Source organism: Sphingomonas flavalba (assembly GCF_047553045.1).
Taxonomy (GTDB): domain Bacteria; phylum Pseudomonadota; class Alphaproteobacteria; order Sphingomonadales; family Sphingomonadaceae; genus Sphingomonas_L; species Sphingomonas_L flavalba_A.
In genome coordinates this window covers 1222558-1243724 of sequence record NZ_CP180208.1, presented here as the reverse complement: position 1 = coordinate 1243724, position 21167 = coordinate 1222558, and the positions used below count along the sequence as shown (strand labels likewise).

At 68.1% G+C, this 21167-nt stretch carries 20 protein-coding genes; 11 read left to right on the top strand and 9 right to left on the bottom strand.

Annotated elements, in window-relative coordinates:
• Positions 1 to 66: 66 nt before the first annotated feature.
• The 6 genes from obgE (at position 67) to ACMT1E_RS05775 (ending at position 6777) form a co-directional block, all read left to right on the top strand.
• Positions 67 to 1110, top strand: coding sequence for a GTPase ObgE (gene obgE / locus ACMT1E_RS05800; protein WP_414902729.1), 1044 nt, complete (start codon positions 67 to 69; stop codon positions 1108 to 1110).
• Positions 1095 to 2237 (top strand): glutamate 5-kinase, encoded by a 1143-nt coding sequence (gene proB, locus ACMT1E_RS05795; protein WP_414902728.1) that lies wholly within the window; start codon positions 1095 to 1097, stop codon positions 2235 to 2237. The genes obgE and proB overlap by 16 nt, the downstream gene beginning before the upstream one ends.
• Positions 2234 to 3157 (top strand): SDR family oxidoreductase, encoded by a 924-nt coding sequence (locus ACMT1E_RS05790; protein WP_414902727.1) that lies wholly within the window; start codon positions 2234 to 2236, stop codon positions 3155 to 3157. Before proB ends, ACMT1E_RS05790 begins: the two co-directional genes overlap by 4 nt.
• 72 nt (positions 3158 to 3229) lie before the next feature.
• Complete coding sequence (locus ACMT1E_RS05785; protein WP_414902726.1) at positions 3230 to 3472, top strand: acyl carrier protein; 243 nt, start codon at positions 3230 to 3232, stop codon at positions 3470 to 3472.
• A gap of 41 nt (positions 3473 to 3513) precedes the next feature.
• The gene (gene spt / locus ACMT1E_RS05780) at positions 3514 to 4725 is read left to right on the top strand and encodes a serine palmitoyltransferase (protein WP_414902725.1); all 1212 of its coding nucleotides are present in this window, start codon (positions 3514 to 3516) and stop codon (positions 4723 to 4725) included.
• A 36-nt stretch (positions 4726 to 4761) separates the two neighbouring features.
• Complete coding sequence (locus ACMT1E_RS05775) at positions 4762 to 6777, top strand: ATP-binding protein (protein WP_414902724.1); 2016 nt, start codon at positions 4762 to 4764, stop codon at positions 6775 to 6777.
• Here ACMT1E_RS05775 and ACMT1E_RS05770 read toward each other — a convergent pair.
• The 3 genes from ACMT1E_RS05770 to ACMT1E_RS05760 are packed head-to-tail and all read right to left on the bottom strand — an operon-like array spanning position 6734 to position 9100.
• Positions 6734 to 7600 (bottom strand): hypothetical protein, encoded by an 867-nt coding sequence (locus ACMT1E_RS05770; protein ID WP_414902723.1) that lies wholly within the window; start codon positions 7598 to 7600, stop codon positions 6734 to 6736. The two genes, ACMT1E_RS05775 and ACMT1E_RS05770, sit on opposite strands and share 44 nt — an antisense overlap.
• Positions 7601 to 7614: 14 nt before the next feature.
• Positions 7615 to 8580, bottom strand: coding sequence for a diacylglycerol/lipid kinase family protein (locus tag ACMT1E_RS05765; protein WP_414902722.1), 966 nt, complete (start codon positions 8578 to 8580; stop codon positions 7615 to 7617).
• 4 nt (positions 8581 to 8584) lie between these two features.
• Positions 8585 to 9100 carry a DUF2141 domain-containing protein gene (locus ACMT1E_RS05760; RefSeq protein WP_414902721.1) on the bottom strand — a complete coding sequence of 172 codons (516 nt, stop codon included), beginning with the start codon at positions 9098 to 9100 and terminating at the stop codon, positions 8585 to 8587.
• A 124-nt stretch (positions 9101 to 9224) separates the two neighbouring features.
• On the opposite strand from ACMT1E_RS05760, the gene lptF reads away from it, so the two are divergent.
• From lptF to ACMT1E_RS05735, 5 genes are all read left to right on the top strand, one after another.
• Positions 9225 to 10427: an LPS export ABC transporter permease LptF gene (lptF, locus tag ACMT1E_RS05755; RefSeq protein ID WP_414902720.1), complete on the top strand. Its 1203-nt coding sequence runs from the start codon at positions 9225 to 9227 to the stop codon at positions 10425 to 10427.
• Positions 10428 to 10433: 6 nt separating this feature from the next.
• A complete protein-coding gene (gene lptG, locus ACMT1E_RS05750; protein WP_414902719.1) occupies positions 10434 to 11528 on the top strand; it encodes an LPS export ABC transporter permease LptG in 1095 nt (364 codons plus the stop codon).
• Positions 11525 to 13036: a lipopolysaccharide biosynthesis protein gene (locus ACMT1E_RS05745; protein WP_414902718.1), complete on the top strand. Its 1512-nt coding sequence runs from the start codon at positions 11525 to 11527 to the stop codon at positions 13034 to 13036. The genes lptG and ACMT1E_RS05745 overlap by 4 nt, the downstream gene beginning before the upstream one ends.
• 86 nt (positions 13037 to 13122) lie before the next feature.
• Positions 13123 to 13896 (top strand): sterol desaturase family protein, encoded by a 774-nt coding sequence (locus ACMT1E_RS05740; RefSeq protein ID WP_414902717.1) that lies wholly within the window; start codon positions 13123 to 13125, stop codon positions 13894 to 13896.
• Between the two features lie 55 nt (positions 13897 to 13951).
• Positions 13952 to 15106, top strand: coding sequence for an N-acetyltransferase (locus ACMT1E_RS05735; RefSeq protein ID WP_414902716.1), 1155 nt, complete (start codon positions 13952 to 13954; stop codon positions 15104 to 15106).
• A gap of 29 nt (positions 15107 to 15135) precedes the next feature.
• Here ACMT1E_RS05735 and xth read toward each other — a convergent pair whose 3' ends face one another.
• Genes xth through ACMT1E_RS05705 form a run of 6 tightly spaced genes read right to left on the bottom strand, consistent with a single transcriptional unit; the run spans position 15136 to position 21143 of the window.
• Complete coding sequence (gene xth, locus ACMT1E_RS05730; RefSeq protein ID WP_414902715.1) at positions 15136 to 15912, bottom strand: exodeoxyribonuclease III; 777 nt, start codon at positions 15910 to 15912, stop codon at positions 15136 to 15138.
• Positions 15913 to 15963: 51 nt separating this feature from the next.
• The gene (gene erpA / locus ACMT1E_RS05725) at positions 15964 to 16281 is read right to left on the bottom strand and encodes an iron-sulfur cluster insertion protein ErpA (protein WP_414902714.1); all 318 of its coding nucleotides are present in this window, start codon (positions 16279 to 16281) and stop codon (positions 15964 to 15966) included.
• Positions 16282 to 16336: 55 nt separating this feature from the next.
• Complete coding sequence (locus ACMT1E_RS05720) at positions 16337 to 17062, bottom strand: M23 family metallopeptidase (RefSeq protein ID WP_414902713.1); 726 nt, start codon at positions 17060 to 17062, stop codon at positions 16337 to 16339.
• Between the two features lie 51 nt (positions 17063 to 17113).
• On the bottom strand, positions 17114 to 17983 hold the full coding sequence (locus tag ACMT1E_RS05715) for a ferritin-like domain-containing protein (protein WP_414902712.1): 870 nt from the start codon (positions 17981 to 17983) through the stop codon (positions 17114 to 17116).
• The gene (locus tag ACMT1E_RS05710) at positions 17980 to 18447 is read right to left on the bottom strand and encodes a peroxiredoxin (protein ID WP_414902711.1); all 468 of its coding nucleotides are present in this window, start codon (positions 18445 to 18447) and stop codon (positions 17980 to 17982) included. The genes ACMT1E_RS05715 and ACMT1E_RS05710 overlap by 4 nt, the downstream gene beginning before the upstream one ends.
• Entirely contained in the window at positions 18444 to 21143 is a 2700-nt protein-coding gene (locus tag ACMT1E_RS05705) for a bifunctional [glutamine synthetase] adenylyltransferase/[glutamine synthetase]-adenylyl-L-tyrosine phosphorylase (protein WP_414902710.1), read from the bottom strand. The genes ACMT1E_RS05710 and ACMT1E_RS05705 overlap by 4 nt, the downstream gene beginning before the upstream one ends.
• Positions 21144 to 21167: the final 24 nt, after the last annotated feature.

Genomic DNA, 21167 nt, shown 5'->3' with positions numbered 1-21167 from the left:
CGTCCTTTCCTCTTTCGGCGCGCCGCCCTGTTTCGTGCACGCCCGAAATGCTCTAGGCACCCGGCGATGCACTTCCTCGACCAAGCCAAGATCTTCATCCGTTCCGGTGCCGGCGGCGGCGGCGCCGTCAGCTTCCGGCGCGAGAAGTTCATTGAATTCGGCGGCCCGGACGGCGGCAACGGCGGCAAGGGCGGCGACATCGTGTTCGAAGCGGTGCCCGGCCTCAACACGCTGATCGATTTTCGCTACACCCAGCATTTCCGCGCCCGACGAGGCAATGGCGGTTCCGGCAGCAACCGGACCGGCGCCGGTGGCCCGGACCTGATCATCAAGGTCCCGGTCGGCACCCAGGTGCTGTCGGAAGACAGGGAGCATGTGCTCGCCGACTTCACCCGCGCCGGCCAGCGCATCGTGTTGCTGAAGGGCGGCGACGGCGGGCGCGGCAACCTGAGCTACAAGACGTCGACCAACCGCGCCCCGCGCCAGCACGGCACCGGCTGGCCGGGCGAGGAGATGTGGGTCTGGCTGCGGCTGAAGCTGCTTGCCGATGTCGGGCTGGTCGGCCTGCCCAACGCCGGCAAGTCGACCTTCATCAACGCGGTGACCAATGCCCAGGCGAAGGTGGGCGCCTATGCCTTCACAACCACCCGCCCGCAGCTTGGCGTCGTCAGCCGCCACCAGCGCGAATTCGTTGTCGCCGACATCCCCGGTTTGATCGAGGGCGCGGCGGAAGGCGCCGGGATCGGCGACCGCTTCCTCGGCCATATCGAGCGGTGCCAGGTGCTGCTCCACCTCGTCGATGCCGAGGGCGAAGACCCGGCCGAGGCATACCGCATCGTCCGCGAGGAACTGGCGCGTTACGGCGCCGGCCTGTCCGACAAGCCGGAGGTGATCGCGCTGAACAAGGTCGACCTGCTCGATGCCGAGCTGATCGCCGCGATCAGCGCCGAACTGGCGGCGGCCAGCGACGCGGAGGTGCTGCCCCTGTCCGGCGCCGCCGGCATTGGCCTAGAGGCGGTGCTCGACCGGCTGGAAGCCGCCCTGCCCCCGTCGCGCGCGGACGATGCCGCCGCCGACGGCGAAACCGACGGTGAATGGTCGCCGCTATGAGCGACGCCGCCGCGCCGTTCGCGCCGGGCGCCTGCCCGCGCCTGGTCGTCAAGATCGGCTCGTCGCTGCTCGTCGACCGCGAAGGCGCGGTGCGACGCGAATGGCTGGCCGGGCTCGCCGACGACCTCGCCGCGCGCCACGCCGCCGGGCAACGGCTGGTCATTGTCTCATCCGGTGCGATCGCGCTCGGCGCGCGCCGGCTGGCGCTGGCGAAGGGCGGCCGCGCCAGCCTGGAGGATGCGCAGGCGGCGGCGGCGGTCGGCCAGATCGCGCTGTCGCAGGCCTGGGCGGAATTGCTTGGTGCGCGCGGGCTGGCCGCCGCGCAGATGCTCGTCACCCTGGACGATCTTGAGGATCGCCGCCGCTATCTGAACGCCAGCGCCACCCTCGGCCGGCTGCTCAGCCTGGGCGCGGTACCGGTAATCAACGAAAACGACAGTGTCGCCACCGCTGAAATCCGTTTCGGCGACAATGACCGGCTGGCGGCCCGTGTCGGTCAGGCGGCGGGTGCCGACGGCGTCGTCCTGCTCTCCGATGTCGACGGGCTGTTCACCGCCAACCCCGCCCGCGACCCGTGCGCTACGCTCATCGAGCGGGTCGAGGCGGTCCACGCCGGTATCCGCGCGATGGCCGGGGCGGACAGCGGTTCGGGCATGGGGTCCGGCGGCATGGCGTCAAAATTGCAGGCGGCGGAGATCGCCACCCGTGCCGGCATCGCGCTTGCCATCACCTCCGGCACCCGCGCCAATCCGCTTGCCGCCTTCGCCGCCGACGGGCGCGGCACGCTGTTCGTCGCCAACGGTCGGGCGCGTGCACGGCAGGGCTGGCTCGGCGGCCGGCTGACCGCACGCGGGCGCATCCGGGTCGACGCCGGGGCGGTCGCCGCACTGCGCGCCGGCAAGAGCCTGTTGCCCGCCGGTGCGGTCGGCGTCGAAGGGCGGTTCGAGCGCGGCCAGGTCGTCGACATCACCGGGCCGGACGGCGCCGTCGTCGCGCGCGGACTGGCCGAATATCCGGCGGCGGAAGCGGCGCTGGTCGCCGGCCGCCGCAGCAGTGAACTGGCCGACCTGCTCGGCCACGCCCCACGCTCCGCTCTTGTCCACCGCGACCATCTGGTGCTGCTGTGAAGCCGCCGCGCCCGACGCTGGCGATCACCGGCGGCACCGGCTTCGTCGGCTCAACGCTGATCCGCCACGCCGCCCGGCGCGGTCACCCGGTCCGCGCCCTGACCCGGCGGCCCCAGGATGCGCTGAAAGGCGTTACCTGGATCGACGGCGCACTTGATCGGCCCGACAGCCTGAAGCGGCTGGCGGAAGGGGCGGATGCGGTGATCCACGTCGCCGGTGTCGTCAATGCGCGCGACCGCGCCGGTTTCGCCGCCGGCAACCCCGAAGGCACGCTGGCGATGGTCGAAGCGGCCAAGTCTGTCGGCGTGCGGCGCTTCATCCATGTCTCGTCACTGGCGGCGCGCGAGCCGGACCTGTCCGACTATGGCTGGTCGAAGGCGCGGGCCGAGCAGATCGTCGCGGCGAGCGGGCTGGACTGGACGGCGGTGCGCCCGCCCGCCGTCTACGGCCCCGGCGACCTGGAGATGCTGGAACTGTTCCGCATGGCGAAGCGGCGACTGATCCTGCTGCCGCCGCCCGGCCGCATATCGGTGATCGAGGTCAGCGACCTGTCCCGGCTACTGCTGTCGCTGGTGCCGGAGAATGAAGAGACGCTGACCGCGATCTACGAAGCGGACGACGCGCGGCCCGGGGGGTGGAGCCATGCCGAGTTTGCCGAAGCGATCGCCGCCGCCGTCGGCCGCCGCGCCGCCGCCATTCACGCGCCAGCGCCCCTGCTCCGCGTCGCGGCGCGGATCGACCGGCTGGTCCGGCGCGGGCGGGCCAAGCTGACCCTCGATCGCGCCGCCTATTTCTGCCACCCGGACTGGGTGATCGACCCGGCCCGGCGGCCGCCCGTCGACATATGGCAACCGCATATCGCGACGCTGGTCGGGCTGAAAGCGACGGCCAACGCCTACCGTGCCGCAAGGCTGCTGTAGCACGTCCCGATCCTGCCCCATCGCTGCCGTAATCCCTTGGCAAGCCGCGACCATCCCCTTTAAGGACGGACGATGACCGACCGCGCACAGATATTCGACACGATTTCCGCCCAGATCGCGCCGTTCAACAAGAAAGGCATCGCACTGACGGAGACGACGACCTTCGCCGGCGATCTGGAATGGGACAGCCTGACCGTGATGGATTTCGTCGCCGCCATCGAGGACGAGTTCGACATCATCATCACGATGAACATGCAAGCGGAAATCGAAACCGTCGGCCAGCTTGTCGACGCGGTCGCGAAGCTGAAGGGCTGAATGACAATGCGCGCCAGGGGGCCGCGCCCAGGGACACCGAAATGACCGATCTGCTTTCCAAATTCGATCCGCTGATCGCGGAGCGGCAGGCGCTGCTCGACACCGGCGTGCGCGATCCGTTCTCGATCGTGATGGACGAGGTGAAATCGCCTACCCTTGCCGTCATCAAGGGCAAGGAGACGATCCTCCTCGGTACCTACAACTACATGGGCATGACCTTCGACCCCGACGTGATCCAGGCGGGCAAGGATGCGCTCGACAATTTCGGGTCCGGCACCACCGGCAGCCGGGTGCTGAACGGCACCTATCAGGGCCACAAGGAATGCGAGGAGGCGTTGAAAGCCTTCTACGGAACGGAACACGCGATGGTGTTCTCGACCGGTTATCAGGCCAATCTGGGCATGATGTCGACGCTGGCCGGCAAGGGCGAATACATCATCCTCGATGCCGACAGCCACGCCTCGATCTACGACGGCTGCGCCCTCGGCAATGCGGAGATCGTCCGTTTTCGCCACAATTCGGTCGAGGACCTCGACAAGCGGCTGGGCCGGCTGCCTGCCGAGGCCGGCAAGCTGGTCGTGCTCGAAGGCGTCTATTCGATGGTCGGCGACATCGCCCCGCTGAAGGAGATGGTCGCCGTCGCCAAGAAGCACGGTGCGATGATCCTGTGCGACGAGGCGCACGGCATGGGCTTCTTCGGCGCCAACGGGCGCGGCGTGTTCGAGGAAGCCGGCGTTGAGAAGGATGTCGATTTCGTCGTCGGTACTTTTTCCAAATCGGTCGGCACCGTCGGTGGTTTCTGCGTATCGAACCACCCGAAATTCGAAGTGCTGCGGCTGGTCTGCCGGCCCTACGTATTCACCGCGTCGCTGCCGCCGTCGGTGGTGGCGACGGCCGCCGCGTCGATCCGCAAGCTGATGCACGCCGGCGCCAAGCGCCAGCATCTGTGGGAAAACAGCCGCCGTCTGCACGGCGGGCTGCGCGCGCTTGGTTTTACGCTGGGGACCGAAACGCCCCAGTCCGCGATCATCGCGGTGATGCTACCCGATCAGGAGCAGGCGGTCGGCATGTGGGCGGCGCTGCTGGAGCTTGGCCTGTACGTCAACATGGCCCGGCCACCGGCGACTCCGGCCGGCACTTTCCTGCTGCGCTGCTCGCTCTGCGCGGAGCACTCGGCCGAACAGGTCGAGCAGATCCTCGGCATGTTCGCGGCGGCCGGTCGCGCGGTTGGCGTTATCCCGCCGGCTGTGTAGGGTGACGAAAGGCGATGGCCTTTTGGACCCTGATTGATGGACGAAGACGCGCTTCCGGCTAACCCCGGAGAAACGGCATCGATCGGCTGGCGCCGGGTCCTGCTCGCCATCGGTGGTGTCGCCGCGGCGGTCGCCCTCGTCGTACTGATCGTCATGGTCGCGATGTCCAACCGCGACCGCGACCGCGCCCTCGCCGCCCAGCGCCACAGCTTCGAAGTGATGATCCTCGCTCGCACGCTGGAAAGCACGATGACCCGGGCAGAGGCTGCACTCGGCCGCTTCGTGGTCAGTGGCGACAAGCAGGTCGGCCGATTCTATTACGACGAATGGCGCCGGGCCGGGACGATCATCGACCGGCTGGACACGGTAACCCGCGACAACGCGGAACATACCGCGCTGATCACGACGCTGCGCGGCATCTATCGCGAGCGTGGCCAGCAATTGTCCGAAACCGCGCTACGCACCAATTACGGCCAGGGCTGGAACGCGCTGTCGCGCTATTACCAGGCCGGGCAGGCCCGTAATCTGGAAGAATTGTCGGAAACGCTGGACCGGATCATCGCCAACGAAGCGTCGGTGCTCGATCGGCGCAACGGCGCCGCCGCGCGCTCGATCGCCTACTCGAACCGGCTTGCGAAAACGCTGTCGCTGTTCGGCATTGCCGCGGTGATCGGCGCGATCCTGCTCGGCTGGGCGACGCTGGAGGCACTGGCCCAGCGCCGCCTTGCCCGGCGCGACACGGCGGAAGTTGCCCGCCATGCCGACGAGATGGAAGAAGCGGTGCGCGACCGCACCGCCGAACTGCGCGACGCCAACCGCCTGCTCCGCGCCGAGGCAACGGAGCGCAAGCAGGCCGAGGCGCAACTGCGTCAGGTCCAGAAAATGGAAGTGGTCGGGCAGTTGACCGGCGGCATCGCCCATGACTTCAACAATATGCTGGCCGTGGTCGTCGGCGGGCTGGAACTGGCACGGCGGCGGCTGGCCGACAACACCGCCGAGGCCGCCCGCCATATCGACAGCGCGATGGACGGTGCCAAACGGGCAGCCGCCCTCACCCGCCGGCTGCTGTCCTTCGCCCGTTCGGCGCCGCTGCTGCCTCGCGCCGTCGACCCGCACCAGTTGATCCAGGGCATGTCAGATCTGCTCGACCGCACGCTGGGCGAACGAATCACCGTCACCGTCCGCAACGACGATGACGGTCCTGCCTGGCTGATCTGGGTCGATTCCCACCAACTCGAAAACGCGCTGCTCAATCTGGCGGTCAATGCCCGCGACGCGATGGACGGCGCCGGCGAACTGACCATCGCGCTGGGCCAGAAACGGCTGGCGGCCGGCGAGCGGCCCGACACCCCCGCCGGCGACTATGCGACAATCAGTGTCATCGACAATGGCGCCGGGATGACGCCCGACGTGCTTGAACATGTGTTCGAACCATTTTTCACCACCAAGCCGGCGGGCAAGGGCACCGGCCTCGGCCTCAGCCAGATATTCGGCTTTGTCCGCCAGTCGCGCGGCGGGATCGACATCGCTTCCACCCCCGGAGAGGGCACGACGGTGACGGTGCTGCTGCCGCGCCATGCCGGGCCGATGCCGGCAACGCAGCCGCCCGGCGCCCCGGCCGTCGCCGTTGGTGCGGCGCAGCGGGTGCTGGTGGTCGAAGACGATCCGCGCGTTCTGGCGGCGACGACGGAAACCCTTGCGGAACTGGGTTACGTGCCGGTGCCCTGCGCCGATTCCGCCGATGCGGCAGCAATGATGGCGGCACAGCCCGACATTGCGCTGATCGTCAGCGACGTGGTGATGCCGGGCCTGTCCGGGCCGGACATGATCGCCGCGCTGCGCCCGGATTATCCGGATGTCGCCGTGTTGTTCGTCACCGGTTTCGCGGGCGAAGTAGAGAACGCGGATGCCTTTGGCGGGCATGAGGTGCTGCGCAAGCCGTTCACGATGGCGGCGCTTGCCCGCGCGGTTGAAAAGGCGCTGACCGCCGCCGCCCCGTCAAAAACCGTCAGCGGATCGAGCCGGATAGCAGCAGACGAGGCAGCAGGCTGATCGCGCCCGCGATCGGCCAGCGCCGCTGCCAGGGGCGTAGCACGATCGGCGTGCCCGAATGGCGGCTGATCTTCCACGCCAGATAGTCGATGCCACCCGCAAAGGTCAGCGATGCCTTGGCCAGCCGGACCAGCGTCAGCAGCTTGCCGCGCCGACGCAGCCCGCGCCAGCGCCGATCAAGGCCAGGCAACGGGGCGACAGCAGGTAACGCGACGGACAGCGCACGATACCAGTCCGGCGCGAAATCGACGATCGCCCCCGGCCGGTCGCCCCTCTCCGCCCGCAATTCCGCGCCATAGGTCAGGGTGAAGCCGCGCCGCCAGCGATCCAGCGCACCGTCCGTCGCCTCTGCCGGGGTCAGCGCCAGCAGGCTTTCCGGCGCCTGCGCGACCGCCGCCGCCACCGCCCGCGCCGCCGCGTCGTCCGTCCGCCAGGCCAGCCGCACCGGCTGGGCGAAGCGCGCCCAGACCGAAACCGTCGCTGCGTCCGGCCGGCACAGCCGCGTCAAATCGTCCTCGCTCAACACCGCGAATTTAGCGGCAACGCCATCGGCCTCGAACGGAAAGACATTGGGCGGGATCACGCGGTTTGCCGCCGCCAGCCAGCCGCCGCCATAAGCGGCGCGATAGTCCGAAACGATCAGGTAGAAATCCAGCATCTGCCCGTCGATCTCGCCGCTGCGCAGACAGGAGCCGTAGAACAGAACCGCCCGCGCCGCGCCGGGGTAGCGCGCGGCAACCGCGGCGGCGGCGACGGCGACGCGCGGATCTATCGGCTTGTCCAGCTCGGCCGCGACCAGCCGCTCGATCGGTGTCGATGCCATCGGCAGCGGCGGCGTCAGGCCGCCAGCTTGACGAAGGATACCGGCTGGGTGGTGCGCAGCACGATCGGCTGGCCGACCCGCGCTTCGAACAATTCGCCGTCAAGGATCACGCTCGACCGGTCGCCGTCGATGCGGATGACGTCACCGCGCTCGACATGCACGCCGGTCAGCAAGCCCCGCCCCAGCCGGCCGAGCAGGCTGGCATAGGCGGCACGCAGTAAGGCCATCGGGCTCTGGTCCACCGCCATCAGTTTCAACCGGCCGTCGTCGCCGGTTTCGGTGCGGCTGCCGAACAGCATCCTCTCCAGCGTGGTGACGATCAGCAGGGTGAAACGCCCGCTGATCTGCCCTTCGCGGATCAGCGAAACGCTGATCGGGCGCGGGCGCGGTGGCAGGAAGCCGGCGCTGCCGAACACCAGCGAGACCAGCACCGCCAGAAAGGCAATCACATGGCTGATCCCGTTGGGCAGACCGAGCGGATAGATTTTGTTGCGGCAATAGAGCATCGCATCGGCCAGCCCGGCGCCGCCGAGGAACATGCCGAGCACCGGCCGGTCATCCTCCTCGCCGTTGCTGAGCGCGATCAGCTCGCGCAGCACGATGTGCGGCGCCATGTCCGCCTTAGCGATTTCCACCACCCGGTCGAGCGCGGCGAGCGGGTCGCCATGCGCACCCAAGTCGAGCGCGATCAGGTTGGTCTTGCCGTTGGGCAGCACCGCCACCGGCGGCGGCGCGCCGTTGAAATGGCCGCCGACATGCAGTTCGGTCAGCGCCGCCTGCACGGTGCCGTCGCCGCCGTTGATAACCAGTACACGCGGGTTGACGCAGGCGATCGACCGCATCGCGTCGGCGATCTGGTCGACATGCTCGACCTCATAATGGAAAATGTCCGGGTGCCGGGCGCAATAGCTGCGCACCTTCGGCAGCAGCGCGCGATTGCCCGTCGATTTCGGGTTGGACAGAAGCGCGACACTGACCATCTGGCTAGCGAGCCTCCCTGATGGGCCCAATCGACAGGCCACGGAAATAGTTGAGGACGACGTCAACCGGCAGCGGATGGCCGCCGACCGAAATCGCGACATCCTGATATTTCGGTTTCAGGCTTAACAGCGACAGGCCGGGGTTGCGGGAAAAGCCGCCGCCGTCGCTGCGGTCGCCCGACTTGCCGTTGCCGTTCACGTCATGGCGCACCGCGACCGCGTAGGCGCCGGGCTTCGGCAGGCCGACACAGACCTCGACCGGGCCGTGCGGCCGGACGGGAACCTCGATCCGCTTCAGCCAGCGGCCCTTGGCCAGAAAATCTTCGGGCTTGTCGCCGTAAATCTGGACGCGCAGCGTGCCGGTGCGTGCCTTGAACCCTTCCACCCGGACCAGAACCGCCGGCTCACCGCCGCGCGCGCAGATCGCCGCGTCCGGGCCAATCGGGGTCGCCTGCGCCTCCGCCAACGGCGCAATCATCGCCGTAGCGGCGGTGAAGGCGATGAAAGCGAATTTCGACATGACCAACCCACTCCTGGAAGCTATAGGCTCTGCCGAGCGGCAGGCGATGTGCTTGCCCCCAATGCTGGTCTAGATCGGCTGCGTTTGCGGCCAAAACATGGTCGAGAGGCGTCGAAATCCTGAAATGCTGACGGCCATGGACCGCTATATCGCCCGGCTCATCGCCCTGCCCCTGTTCGGGACGCTGGTGATTGCGGCGATGCTGCTTGTTCTCGACAAGATGCTGCGTCTGTTCGACTTCGTCGCGCAGGAAGGCGGGCCGGTCAGCGTCGTCTGGCGGATGCTCGCCAACCTCATTCCCGAGTATCTGTCGCTCGGCATACCGATCGGGTTGATGCTGGGCATCCTCCTTGCCTTCCGCCGGATCGCGATGTCGTCGGAACTCGACGTGATGCGCGCCCTCGGCCTCAGCTACGGGCGGCTGCTACGCGTACCCTATATGTACGCGATCGGGCTGGCGCTGGTGAATCTGGCGATCGTCGGCTTCGTTCAGCCGCATGCCCGCTACGCATACGAAGGGCTGCAGTTCGAGCTGCGTTCAGGCGCGCTCGGCGCGTCGATCAAGGTCGGCGAGTTCACCAATCTCGGCCGCAAGATGACGCTCAGGGTCGAACAGAGCCGCGACAACGGCACCCAGTTGTCCGGTCTGTTCGTGCGGGCGGAGGGCAAGGACGGCAACACCGTGGCGGTGACCGCGCAGCACGGCCGTTTTCTCGCCACCGACGATCCCAACGTCATCATTTTGCGGCTGACCAACGGCACGCTGGTCAACAACGCACCCGAATTCGCCGCGCCGCGCGTGCTGAGCTTCTCGTCGCACGACCTGCCGATCGACCTGCCGAAGATCGAAAGCTTTCGGGGGCGCGGCCAGGCCGATCGCGAATTGACCATCCCCGAACTGGTCCGCATCGGCGGCGCGCCGGACACCAGCCTTGCCGTCCGCAACGAAAGCCGGGCCAATTTTCACTTCCGCATCGCGGAGGTGGCGATGATGATGCTGCTGCCGTTGCTCGCGGTGGCGCTGGCGGTGCCACCGAAACGATCGTCCTCCGCGCTCGGCGTATTCCTGTCGATCGTGATGGTCGTCACCTATCACAAGATCAACGAGTATGGCGAAGCGATCGGCACGCTCGGCCGGGTTGACCCGGCGCTGGCGCTATGGGGCCCGTTCCTGCTGTTCGCGCTGCTGATCTTCTGGATGTACCGGCAAATCGCCTATGTGCCGGGCGGCCAGCCAATCGGCGGACTGGAACGGGTTGCGGCGAAGATCGGCGGCGCGCTGCGGCGCTGGCTGCACATCCGCAAGCGCCGGGCGACGGGAGGCTGATCCGCAATGCAGACGCAATTCTTCCCGTCACGCACCAGCACGCTCTACATGGCGCGGATGTTCCTCGTCCGCACCTTCTCGGTGCTGGCGGCGCTTGTCCTCGTCCTGCTGGCGCTCGATCTGCTCGGCGAATCCGGCGACGTTCTCGCCTATCCCGGCAACGGAGACGCCCAGCTCTGGTATTATGCCAGCCTGCGCACGCCACAGATCATCGCGCGCTTCCTGCCCTTTTCGGTCCTGCTCGGTACGTTGGTCACGCTGACCACGCTCAACCAGAACAGCGAGATCATCTCGTTGAAGAGCGCCGGGCTTTCCGCCCATCAGATTCTGGCGCCGCTGATCGTCGCCAGCCTTGGTGTCGCCGCCATCTCCTTTGCATTCAACGAGCGCGTCGTCGCCCGTTCGACGGCAACGCTCAGCCGGTGGCAGGCGGTGAATTACGGCCCCCTCCCCCCCGGCACCGGCGTGCTGACCAACATCTGGGCGCGCGAGGGCGACGACCTGATCCATGCCGACACGGTGTCCGGGCGCGGCGAGGCGACCCGCCTTAGTGGCGTCACCGTCTATGACCGGACCAACGGCGCCCTGTCGGCGATCATCCGGGGCAAGGATGCCCACCGCGCCACCGGCGGGTGGCAGTTGACCGACGCATCGCGGTTCAGCGTCGCGACCGGCGAGGTGGAAACGCTCGGCACGGTGCTGGTCGCGCGCGGCGTCAGGCCGGACCAGTTCACCCTGACCCGGGTCGACCCGGACGGGCTGTCCTTCACCGAACTCGCCGCCGCGGTGAAAGACCTGAAAGCCGCCGGGCGGCCGACCGACGCGCTGGAAGCCAGCCTGTGGCATAAATTCTCAGGCCCGTTGTCGTCGGTGCTGATGCCGTTGCTCGGCGCGGTCGCCGGCTTCGGGCTGGCGCGCTCCGGCCAGTTGTTCCTCCGCGCGGTGATCGGCATGGGGCTTGGCTTCGCCTATTTCGTCGCCGACAATTTCGCGCTCGCGATGGGCAATCTCGGCGCCTATCCGCCATTTCTGGCGGCGTGGGCACCCTTCCTGCTGTTCCTGCTGATCGGCGAAACCGTTCTGGTCCGTACAGAGGAATGAGTGGCACCATCGGGCGCCGGGACGTTGCCCGTGGCGCCGGGCTGGCCGCGCTGTCCCGGCTGGGCGCGCTGATCGAGGTTATCTCCCAGCCTGCCTTCACCTGGATGTTCGGCATTGCCACCTACGGCATTTACACGGTGCTGTGGGCGGTGGTGAACATCGTTGAAAACATCATCGACCTGTCGATGACCCAGGCGTTGCAGCGCATCGTCCCGCGTGAGGACGAACGCGGCGCCCATGCCGCCGTGCGCTTCGCGCTGCTCGTTTCGGTCGTACCGGCAACGGTGATCGCGATTGCCGTCACTCTGTTCGCGGTGCCGCTGTCCGGCTTCCTCCAGACGGCGGCGGGGGACCGGGCCACCCTGCCGCTCGGCATTGCGCTGTTCGCCTGGGCGCTGCCCTTGTGGACATTCATCGAGGTGGCGACCTCGGCGGCGCGGGCGCGGCGTGCCTTCGGCCCGGAAATCCGGCTACGGATTTTCTGGGAACAGGTGGCGCGGCTGGCTTTTGCCGTACTGCTGTTCGCCGTCGGCTTCCAAAGCCTTGGCCTGCTCGTCGCGCACCTGCTGTCGCTGACCCTGACCGCGTTGCTCGCGGTGCGGCTGCTCGGCCGCTATTACGACCTGTCGCTGCTGCTGTCGGTGCGCGCCAGTCCGGAACTGCGCCGCGAACTGCTGATCACCGGCTTCGCCCTGCTGCCTACCAACATTGCCCGGCGGCTGTTCATCGACCTACCGCCGGTGATCCTGAACCTGGTGCTGCCTGGCGCGAAGGGCGCGACCGCCGCCGGCCTGTTCGGCATCGCCCGCAAGATCGCGACGATCCCGCTGATCGTGCGCCAGGCATTCCAGTATGTTCTGGCGCCGCTCGCTTCGGCGCAAGCAGCGGTCGACCGTGCCGGCATTGCTCCGCTCTATGCCTTTTCGACCCGGCTGTCGGTCGCGGTCGTCGTACCGCTGTCGACGCTGCTGATCCTGACCGGCCGCGACATACTGAGCGCCTTCGCGCCCGGCACCATGGCCGGACTGCCGCTGCTCGTCATCCTCGTCCTTGGCCGGGCGATGGAGACGATCGTCGGCCCGGCAACGCCGGTGATCGAGATGATCGGGCACCGGCTGCTGCCGCTGGTCAACACCGTCGCCGGTTTCGCCGCCTGGGCGGCGTTTGGGTACTGGCTGATCCCCTCGCACGGGGCGACCGGCATGGCGATCGCGGTCAGCATCGGCACGGTGCTGATCGCGTGGATGGCCAGCATCGAACTGCGGATCAGCGACGGCCTCTCCGCCTTCGATCGCGGCACATGGCGGGCGCTGGCGGCGGCGGGGCTGGCGGCGGGACTGCTCGTCGCCCTCGCCTTCATCGTCCCTCGCCCGGCGCCGCTGCGCGCGACATTGCTGCTGATCGCCTTTTTCCCCGCGCTGTGGATCGGTCTGCGCGCCGGCCTGAACGGCGAGGATCGCCGCGCGCTCGGCCCGGTTGCCCGCCGGCTGCGTCTTGTACGCGGCTGATTATGGCATCATATCGGTGATGCGGTCGCAAAACCGCCGCATTGCCCGGCCAGAAGCGCGCGACGCGCATGACTAAGGAACGTCCCGTGAAAACTGCTGACGCCAATGCTTCCGCCTTCTGGAAGCGATCGCATCATCTGGACCGGATGACCTTCCGCGAACTGGTCATTGCCTATTTCCAGTATCCGGCGATCATCGCCTATCTGCTGCTGGCGGCGGCAATGATCGGCGTGTGGGCGTGGCAACCGGCCGGCGTAGTGGCGACGGCGGTCTCCGTCTCGGCGGCGGTCCTCGCCTATCCGCTCGCCTGGTATCTGCTGCACCGCTATGTCCTGCACAGCCGCTGGATGTTCAAGGTGCCGTTCCTGGCGGGCACGTGGAAGCGCATTCACTACGACCATCATCAGGACCCCAATCATCTGGAGGTTCTGTTCGGCGCGCTGCACACCACCCTGCCGACGATCGCGCTGGTGACCGCGCCGTTCGGGTACATGGTCGGCGGCATTGGCGGCGCGGCCGCGGCGATGGCGGCGGGGCTGCTGACCACCTGCTTCTACGAATTCTGCCATTGCATCCAGCACCTGTCCTACAAGCCAAAGAACAAGCAGCTGGCGCTGATGAAACAGCGGCACATGATGCACCATTTCCACGACGAAGACGGGAATTACGGCATCACCAACTTCTTCTGGGACCGGCTGTTCGGCACGATGTACGAACGGTCCGGCGAGCGGCCGAAAAGCCCGACGGTGTTCAACCTCGGCTACACGCAGGAAGCAGCGGAGAAGTACCCGTGGGTTTCGCGCCTGTCCGGCGGCGTCGCCGTTGGCCACCCGCGCTACCGCGACCAGCAGCAGGGCTGAACACGGCCGGCGGGTGACGCATGACAAGCGACGCGGCTTGGGCTAGCCCCCGGCTATGACACCCGCGCTCACCATCGCCCCCGTCGACGGCAAGGCCGGCCGCGCCGCCTTTGTTGCCTTCGCTTTCCGGCATTACGCCAACGACCCGAACTGGGTGCCGCCGTTGCGTGGCGAGGCGATCGGCATGCTCGATCCGGCGAAGAACCCGTTCTTCGGCCATGCCGAGGTGAAGCTGTTTCTCGCCCGGCGCGACGGCCAGGTCGTCGGCCGAATCGCCGCGCATATCGACCGGTTGGCTCTTGCCCAGCCGCCGGAACAGGGAATGGGTCCAGGCACCGGTTTCTGGGGCTTCATGGACGCGGATAGCGAGGCGGATGCCCACGCGCTGATCGCCACGGCGGAGGACTGGCTGCGCGCCCGTGGCATGACCCGCGTGCTCGGCCCGATGAGCCTGTCGATCTGGGAAGAACCGGGCCTGCTGGTCAGCGGTTTCGACCACCCGCCGACGGTGATGATGGGCCATGCCGATCCGCGCTACCGGGCCTGGATCGAGAATGCCGGCTACCACCCGGTCAAGACGCTCAGTACCTACGACCTCGACATCACCGGCGGCTTTCCGCCCATCGTCGACCGGATCGTCGCCGCCGGCGAGAAGAATGCGCGGATCAACATCCGCCGCGTCAACAAGCGCCGCTTCGGTGACGAGGCGGCGATCATCCTCGGCATCCTGAACGATGCCTGGTCGCACAACTGGGGTTTCGTGCCGCTGACCGATGCCGAGATCGCCGACATCGGCAAAAAGCTGAAACCGATCGTCCGCGAGGATTTGATCCGCATCGCCGAAGTCGACGGCGAAGCCGTCGCGTTCATGATGACGCTGCCGGACCTGAACGAAGCCATCAAGCCGCTCAACGGGTCGCTGCTGCCGTTCGGCTGGGCAAAGCTGCTGCTATGGCTGCGCAAGCCCAGAACGCGGACGATGCGGGTGCCGCTGATGGGCGTGGTCAGCCGCCTGCAATCCTCGCGGCTGGCGAGCCAGCTCGCCTTCATGATGATCGAATATATCCGCCGCGACGCGATCGCGCATTACGGCGCCAGCCGGGGAGAGATCGGCTGGGTGCTCGATGACAATCAGGGCATGATCGCCATCGCCGACGCGATCCAGAGCAAGATCAACAAGCAGTATGTGATCTTCGCGAAAACACTGTAGCGCCCGTAAACGGCGCACATCCGCCGTTTCTACCGCAGGGTGATCCACGTCGGGGCGTGATCGCTCGCCTTTTCCCGCCCACGATACGCCTTGTCGACGCCGGCGGCGGTCAGCCGGTCGGCCGCTTCCGGGCTAAGCAGCAGGTGATCGATGCGGAAACCGGCGTCACGCTGCCACGCCCCGGCCTGATAGTCCCAGAAGGTATAGAGCGCCCCTTCCGGCTGGCGGGCGCGCAGCGCGTCGGTCCAGCCCTGCGCCAGTAGTCGGCGGAAGGCCTGCTGGCTTTCCGGCTGCATCAGCGCGTCGTCCGCCATCGCCCGCACCGAATAAGTGTCGTCATGGCTGTGCGTCGGGATGACGTTGTAATCGCCGGCCAGAATCACCGGCAGCTCAAGCGCCATCAGTTCGGCGGCCCGCGCTGCCAGCCGCTCCATCCACGCCAGTTTATAATCGAATTTCGGCCCCGGCTGCGGGTTGCCGTTGGGCAGGTAGAGCGACGCGATGACGATATCGCCGACCCGCGCCTCGATATAGCGGCTGTGGCTGTCCTCCGGGTCGCCGCCCAGCCCGCGCCGCACATCCTGCGGATCGGCGCCGCGCGTCAGGATGGCGACGCCGTTGAAGCCCTTCTGCCCGTGCCACGCCACGCCATAGCCCGCGGCGCGGATGTCCGCCTCCGGCACGGTCTCGTCGCTGCTTTTCAGTTCCTGCAGGCAGACGATGTCCGGCTGCTGCTCGGCGAGATACTCGATCAGGCGCGGCAGCCGCGCCTTGATGCCGTTGACGTTGTAAGTGACGATGCGCATCGCGCGGTCATGCCCCAGCCGGCGCGTCGGCGCCAGTGCATCGGCGCGGTTTCAGACCGAGAAGCTGGACCCGCAACCGCAGCCGGAAGCCGCGTTAGGGTTGGTGACCTTGAACGCCGCGCCGCCCAGATCCTCGACATAATCGACACTGGCGCCACGCACGAGGTCAAGGCTGACCGGGTCGACGACCAGGATGACGGAATCGCGCTCGATCCGCACGTCGTCCGCCTCGACGGCATCAGCAAGGCCGAAGCGATACTGAAAGCCGGAACAGCCGCCGCCCTCGACCGCAAGACGTAATATCGCTGGCTTGCCCTGACGCGCGGCGATCGCCGCGACGCGCGCGGCGGCCGATCCGGTCAGGGCCATGGCAGGGGTTTCGCTCACCCCCCGGAGATAGGCGCGCAGGCCGCGCGCCGCAAGGTCACTCGGCCGGGCCGCCCAGTGCCAGCGCGTCGGCGCCAGTGCGCTCGCGCACGGCCAGCACGTAATCGGCGGATTGCAGGAACGGCATCGGGTTCACCGCCCGCCCGTCCAGCCGCACTTCATAATGCAGATGCGGGCCGGTCGACCGGCCGGTCGAACCGACGCGGGCGATCAGCTGGCCGCGCTTCACCCGCGCGCCCGGCGCGACCAGGATGCGCGACAGATGGCCGTAGCGGGTCTGCACACCCCGCCCGTGGTTCAGTTCGACAAGATTGCCGTAACCGCCGTTCCAGCCGGCGCGCTCAACCACACCGTCCGCGGTCGCGTAAACCTCGGTGCCGGTCGGGCCGGGAATGTCGACACCGGCATGCATCGCCGCGCCGCCACGGAACGGGTCGGAACGGACGCCGTACATGCTGCTGAACGCCATGTCGGCGACCGGCTTGCGCGACGGGACCGCCATGACGCCCTGGCTGCCATTATCGGGGCGCGCCCAGGACTGAAACAAAGCCTTGAACTGCGGGTCTCCGGCGCCGGCGTCAATCGCTTCGAACGGGCCACCGGTGCCCCCGTCAACGGTCGCTTCGGCCGGCGCTGCCGTTTTGCCGGCCGCGATGGCGGGCGCGGTGGCGACAAGGCCGGAAACTGCGGCAACCCAGACACAGGCTGAAATCGGGAACCGCACGGCACGGCGATCGTTATAGCTGGACGACGAAAAAACCATAGCGATGCGGCGCAACCCTTTTCTTGCGCCACCCGCAGGGCAGACGCCTGATTATTCCAGCGAGTGCGGATCAAGCCCCCCGCATTCGGTATTGACGGTGTGTCGCGCCCCGCCGGGCATAGCAATAGCGGCATAATAATCGCGCGTTAAACCGGCTGCACCGCGCGCCGAGTCGTTGAACGGCGGCTTAACGGCGCCTGGAACATGGCGTTCAACCTGCTTTTTCCATTGATCGACCGGGTCGAGGCCGGACGATTCGCAGGCGTATTGAAACCACGCGGTGCCGATGCCGACATGGCCGATTTCATCGTTCAGGATACGGGTCAGCACCCGTGCCGTCGCCGAATCGCCCGCCGCTTCGCACTGGGCGATCATCGTCGGCGTCACGTCCAGCCCGCGCGCTTCCAGCACCATCGGTACCACCGCCAGCCGCGCCACCGGATCGCCCGTCGTCGCGGCGGCCGCCTCCCACAGCCCATCATGCGCCGGAAGCGCGCCATAGTGGCTGCCGAAGGCGCGCAACCGGCGCTGGAGCAGCGCGAAGTGCATCGCCTCCTCCGCCCCGACACGGAACCAGTCGGCGGCGAATGCGGGCGGGAAACGGCCGCCGAACCGGCCCGCCATGTCGAAGGCCAGGTCGATCGCCACCCATTCGATATGGGCAATCGCATGGAGCAGCGCGATCCGCCCGCGCAGCGATCCGCCCCTGCCCCGCTTCGGCATCCTGCCCGGTGGCAGCAGTTCGGGGCTATCCGGCCGTGCCGGTCGATCCGGCATCGGCGTATCGAAACGCGCGGCGAGCCGGCCCGCGCGCAACGCCCGCGCCGCCGCGCGCGCTGCCTTCACCTTCGCGGCGGGATCGGCGGCGTCGAGAACCGCGCGGGCGGCATCGGCAACACCCGTCCCTTCGGCCAGGGTCAATCGCCGAGCGCCTTCGCCGCCGCCAGCACCGCTTCGGCATGGCCGGCGACCTTCACCTTGCGCCAGACCTGCGCGACCTTGCCATCGGCATCGATCAGGAAAGTCGCGCGCTCTATCCCCATATATTTGCGGCCATAGAGGTTCTTTTCCACCCAGACGCCAAACGCCTCGCACACCGCGCCGTCCTCGTCGCTGGCCAGTGTCACCGTCAGCGCGTGCTTGGCGGCGAATTTGCGGTGGGATTCAAGCGAATCGCGCGACACGCCGAGCAACTGGACGCCCGCCGCCGCGAAGTCACCGGCAAGCGCGGTGAAGTCCAGCGCCTCGCGGGTGCAGCCGCTGGTGTCGTCCTTGGGATAGAAAAACAGGACGAGCGGGCGGCCGAGATAATCGGAAATCTTGCCGCTGCCGACATCGCCCAGCGCGAACGCCACGTCGGGTGCGTGCTCTCCGGGTTGGATCATGGCTTCGTCTCCTCCTCGATACCGGCGGCAATCGGCCGCCACAGGGCGCTGACCGTCTGCCGCGCCTCGGCATAGGCGGCAAGCAGCGCCGCCCAATCGGTAAAACCGCAGGCCCGCGCCGCAAGCGCCTGGGTCGCCGGCGCCGGCTCCTGACCAATCAACCGCAGCACGACCAGCAAACGCGTCAGCATCTCATTCGCTTCGCCCAGCGCGGCGGGCAGGTGCCCGGCGGCGGCCAGCGCCGCGATCGCGCCGGGCAGATGCGGGTCGAAACCGGCGCGATTCTCCAGTTGCGCGACATGAACGCAGAATTCCAGGTCGACCAGCCCGCCGGGAATAAGCTTCGCGTCCAGCAGGCCTGCCGGCGGCTTATGGCGGGTGATTTCCGCCCGCATCTCCGCCGCCGCCCGCCGCGCCTCGCCCGCCGCGCGCGGGCGGTGAAGCACATCGGTGACGATGTCGGCCAGCGCCGCCCTTGCCGCCGCCGATCCGTAGACCGGCCGGGCGCGGGCAAGTGCCATATGCTCCCAGGTCCACGCATTTTCGCGCTGATACTGGGCGAAGCTGTCGAACGACACCGCCAGCAGCCCCTGGTTGCCGGACGGACGCAGCCTTGTGTCGACCTCGTATAGCGGCCCGGCGGCGGTCGGCACCGACAGCGCGGCGCTGACCCGCTGGGCCAGCCGGTTGTAATAGAGCGTGGCGTCGAGCGGCCGCCGCCCATCCGAACTGGCGGTGAAATCGCCGGTGAACAGATAGACCAGATCAAGGTCGGACGCGTGGGTCAGCGCTTCGCCGCCAAACCGGCCAAGGGCAAGGATAACCAGCTCGCTGCCCGGCACCCGCCCATGCGCTTCTTCGAACGCGGCGACCGCCGCGTCGGCGAGCACGGTCAGCGCCGCCTCCGCCACCCGCGAATAGCCGGCGGCGACGGCCAGCGGATCGCGACCGCCCTCGATAAGCTGCACGCCCAACGCAAAGCGCTTCTCGTTGACCCGCCGCCGAACCCCGTCGAGCAGCGCCTGATAATCCTCCCCCTCTTCCCCGGCGGCGAAGGCGCCGACCAGCGTCGGCACATCCCCCGGCGCGGCGAGCGCGGTCGCGTCGATCAGCCCGTCGAGCAACTCCGGCCGTCGCCCGATCTGCTCGGCCAGCGCCGGGGCATGGCTCAATATGTCGGCCACCATCCGGGTCAGGCCGGGCCGCGCCTCCATCAGCCGGAAGAAATTGATCGCGCTCGGTAGCCCGCCGACCAGCGCGTCGAAACGGTTGATTGCCGCATCCGGGTCCGGCGCCGCGCCAAACGCCGCAACCAGCGCCGGCAACACCCCTTCCAGCGCCGCACGCGCCGGTTCGCTGCGCAACGCGCGGATCGTGCCGTCGCGCCAGCGGGTGATCCGCGTCGCCGCCGCGTCGGTGACAAAGCCGGCCTTGGCCAGCGCGGCGGCGAGAAGCGCCGGGTCGCGGGGCAGCCGCGGCGCCGATCCGTCATCCAGCGCATCGTAAACATGGCCGACCCGCTCGACATGCGGCGCAAGCCGGGCGACCAGCGCGGCGCCATCGGCCAGCCCATGTAGCGCCGCGACATTATCCAGCGCCTCCGCCTGCACCGGCAGGCTGTGGGTCTGGCGGTCGTCGACCATCTGCAACCGGTGCTCGACGGTACGCAATACCCGGTAGGCAGCGGCCAGCGCCGCCGCGTCGCGCGGGTCGATCCGCCCGGCATCGGCCAGCGCGGCCAGCGCGGACAGCGTCGCCGGCGCGCGCAGCTCCGGTTCGCGCCCACCATGGATCATCTGGTGAATCTGGGCGAAAAACTCGACCTCGCGAATCCCGCCGCGCCCGCGCTTCAAGTCGTATCCGGGGCCGAGGATCTGGCCCTGCGCGTGGTGGTCGCGGATGCGCGACGACATTGCGCGGATCTGGCCGATCGCGCCAAAATCCAGGGTCCGCCGCCAGACAAACGGCCGGATCGCATCAAGGAAATAACTGCCTAGCGCACAGTCGCCGGCGCAGGCGCGGGCGCGGATGAAGGCGGCGCGCTCCCACGGCAGCGCGCTTGATTCGTAATGGCTGATCGCGGCGTTGACCGGCAGCACGATCGGCGTCACCTCCGGTGCCGGGCGCAGGCGCAGGTCGACGCGAAAGACATGGCCGTCGGCATCGCGCGCCTGCAGCAGTTCCACGACACGTCGGCCGATCCTGACCGCCGCGTCTTCCGGCTCCTCACGCGGCCGGGTCGGCAGGGTTTCCGGGTCGAACAGCAGAATGGGGTCGATATCCGACGAAAAATTCAGCTCGCGACTGCCATGCTTGCCCAGCGCAATGACCGCGAAACCGCGCGCTTCGGCCCCCGGCGTGCGTTCGGCGATCGCCGCCGCAATCGCCTCGTCCAGCGCCTGATCGGCAAGGTCGGACAGCGGCTCGACGACCTGTTCCAGCGTATAGGCCCCGGCAAGGTCGCCGATCGCCAGCACCATCATCACGCCTTCGCGCAGCCGCCGCAGCCGCCGCGCAACCGGTGCATCCGGGTCCGCGTCGCCGCGCCAGGCAAGCGCCAGCGCCGCATCGAGCGCACCGTCGGCCAGCCACGCCGCAATATCCGGCCGCCGGCCGATGGCATGGCGCAGAAACGGCGAATGGCCTTCCGCTCGCGCAAGCGCGCCGGCGATACCGTCTGTTGGCGTGTCGATCATCGGCGCTGTTTCGCGTGCCCGGCG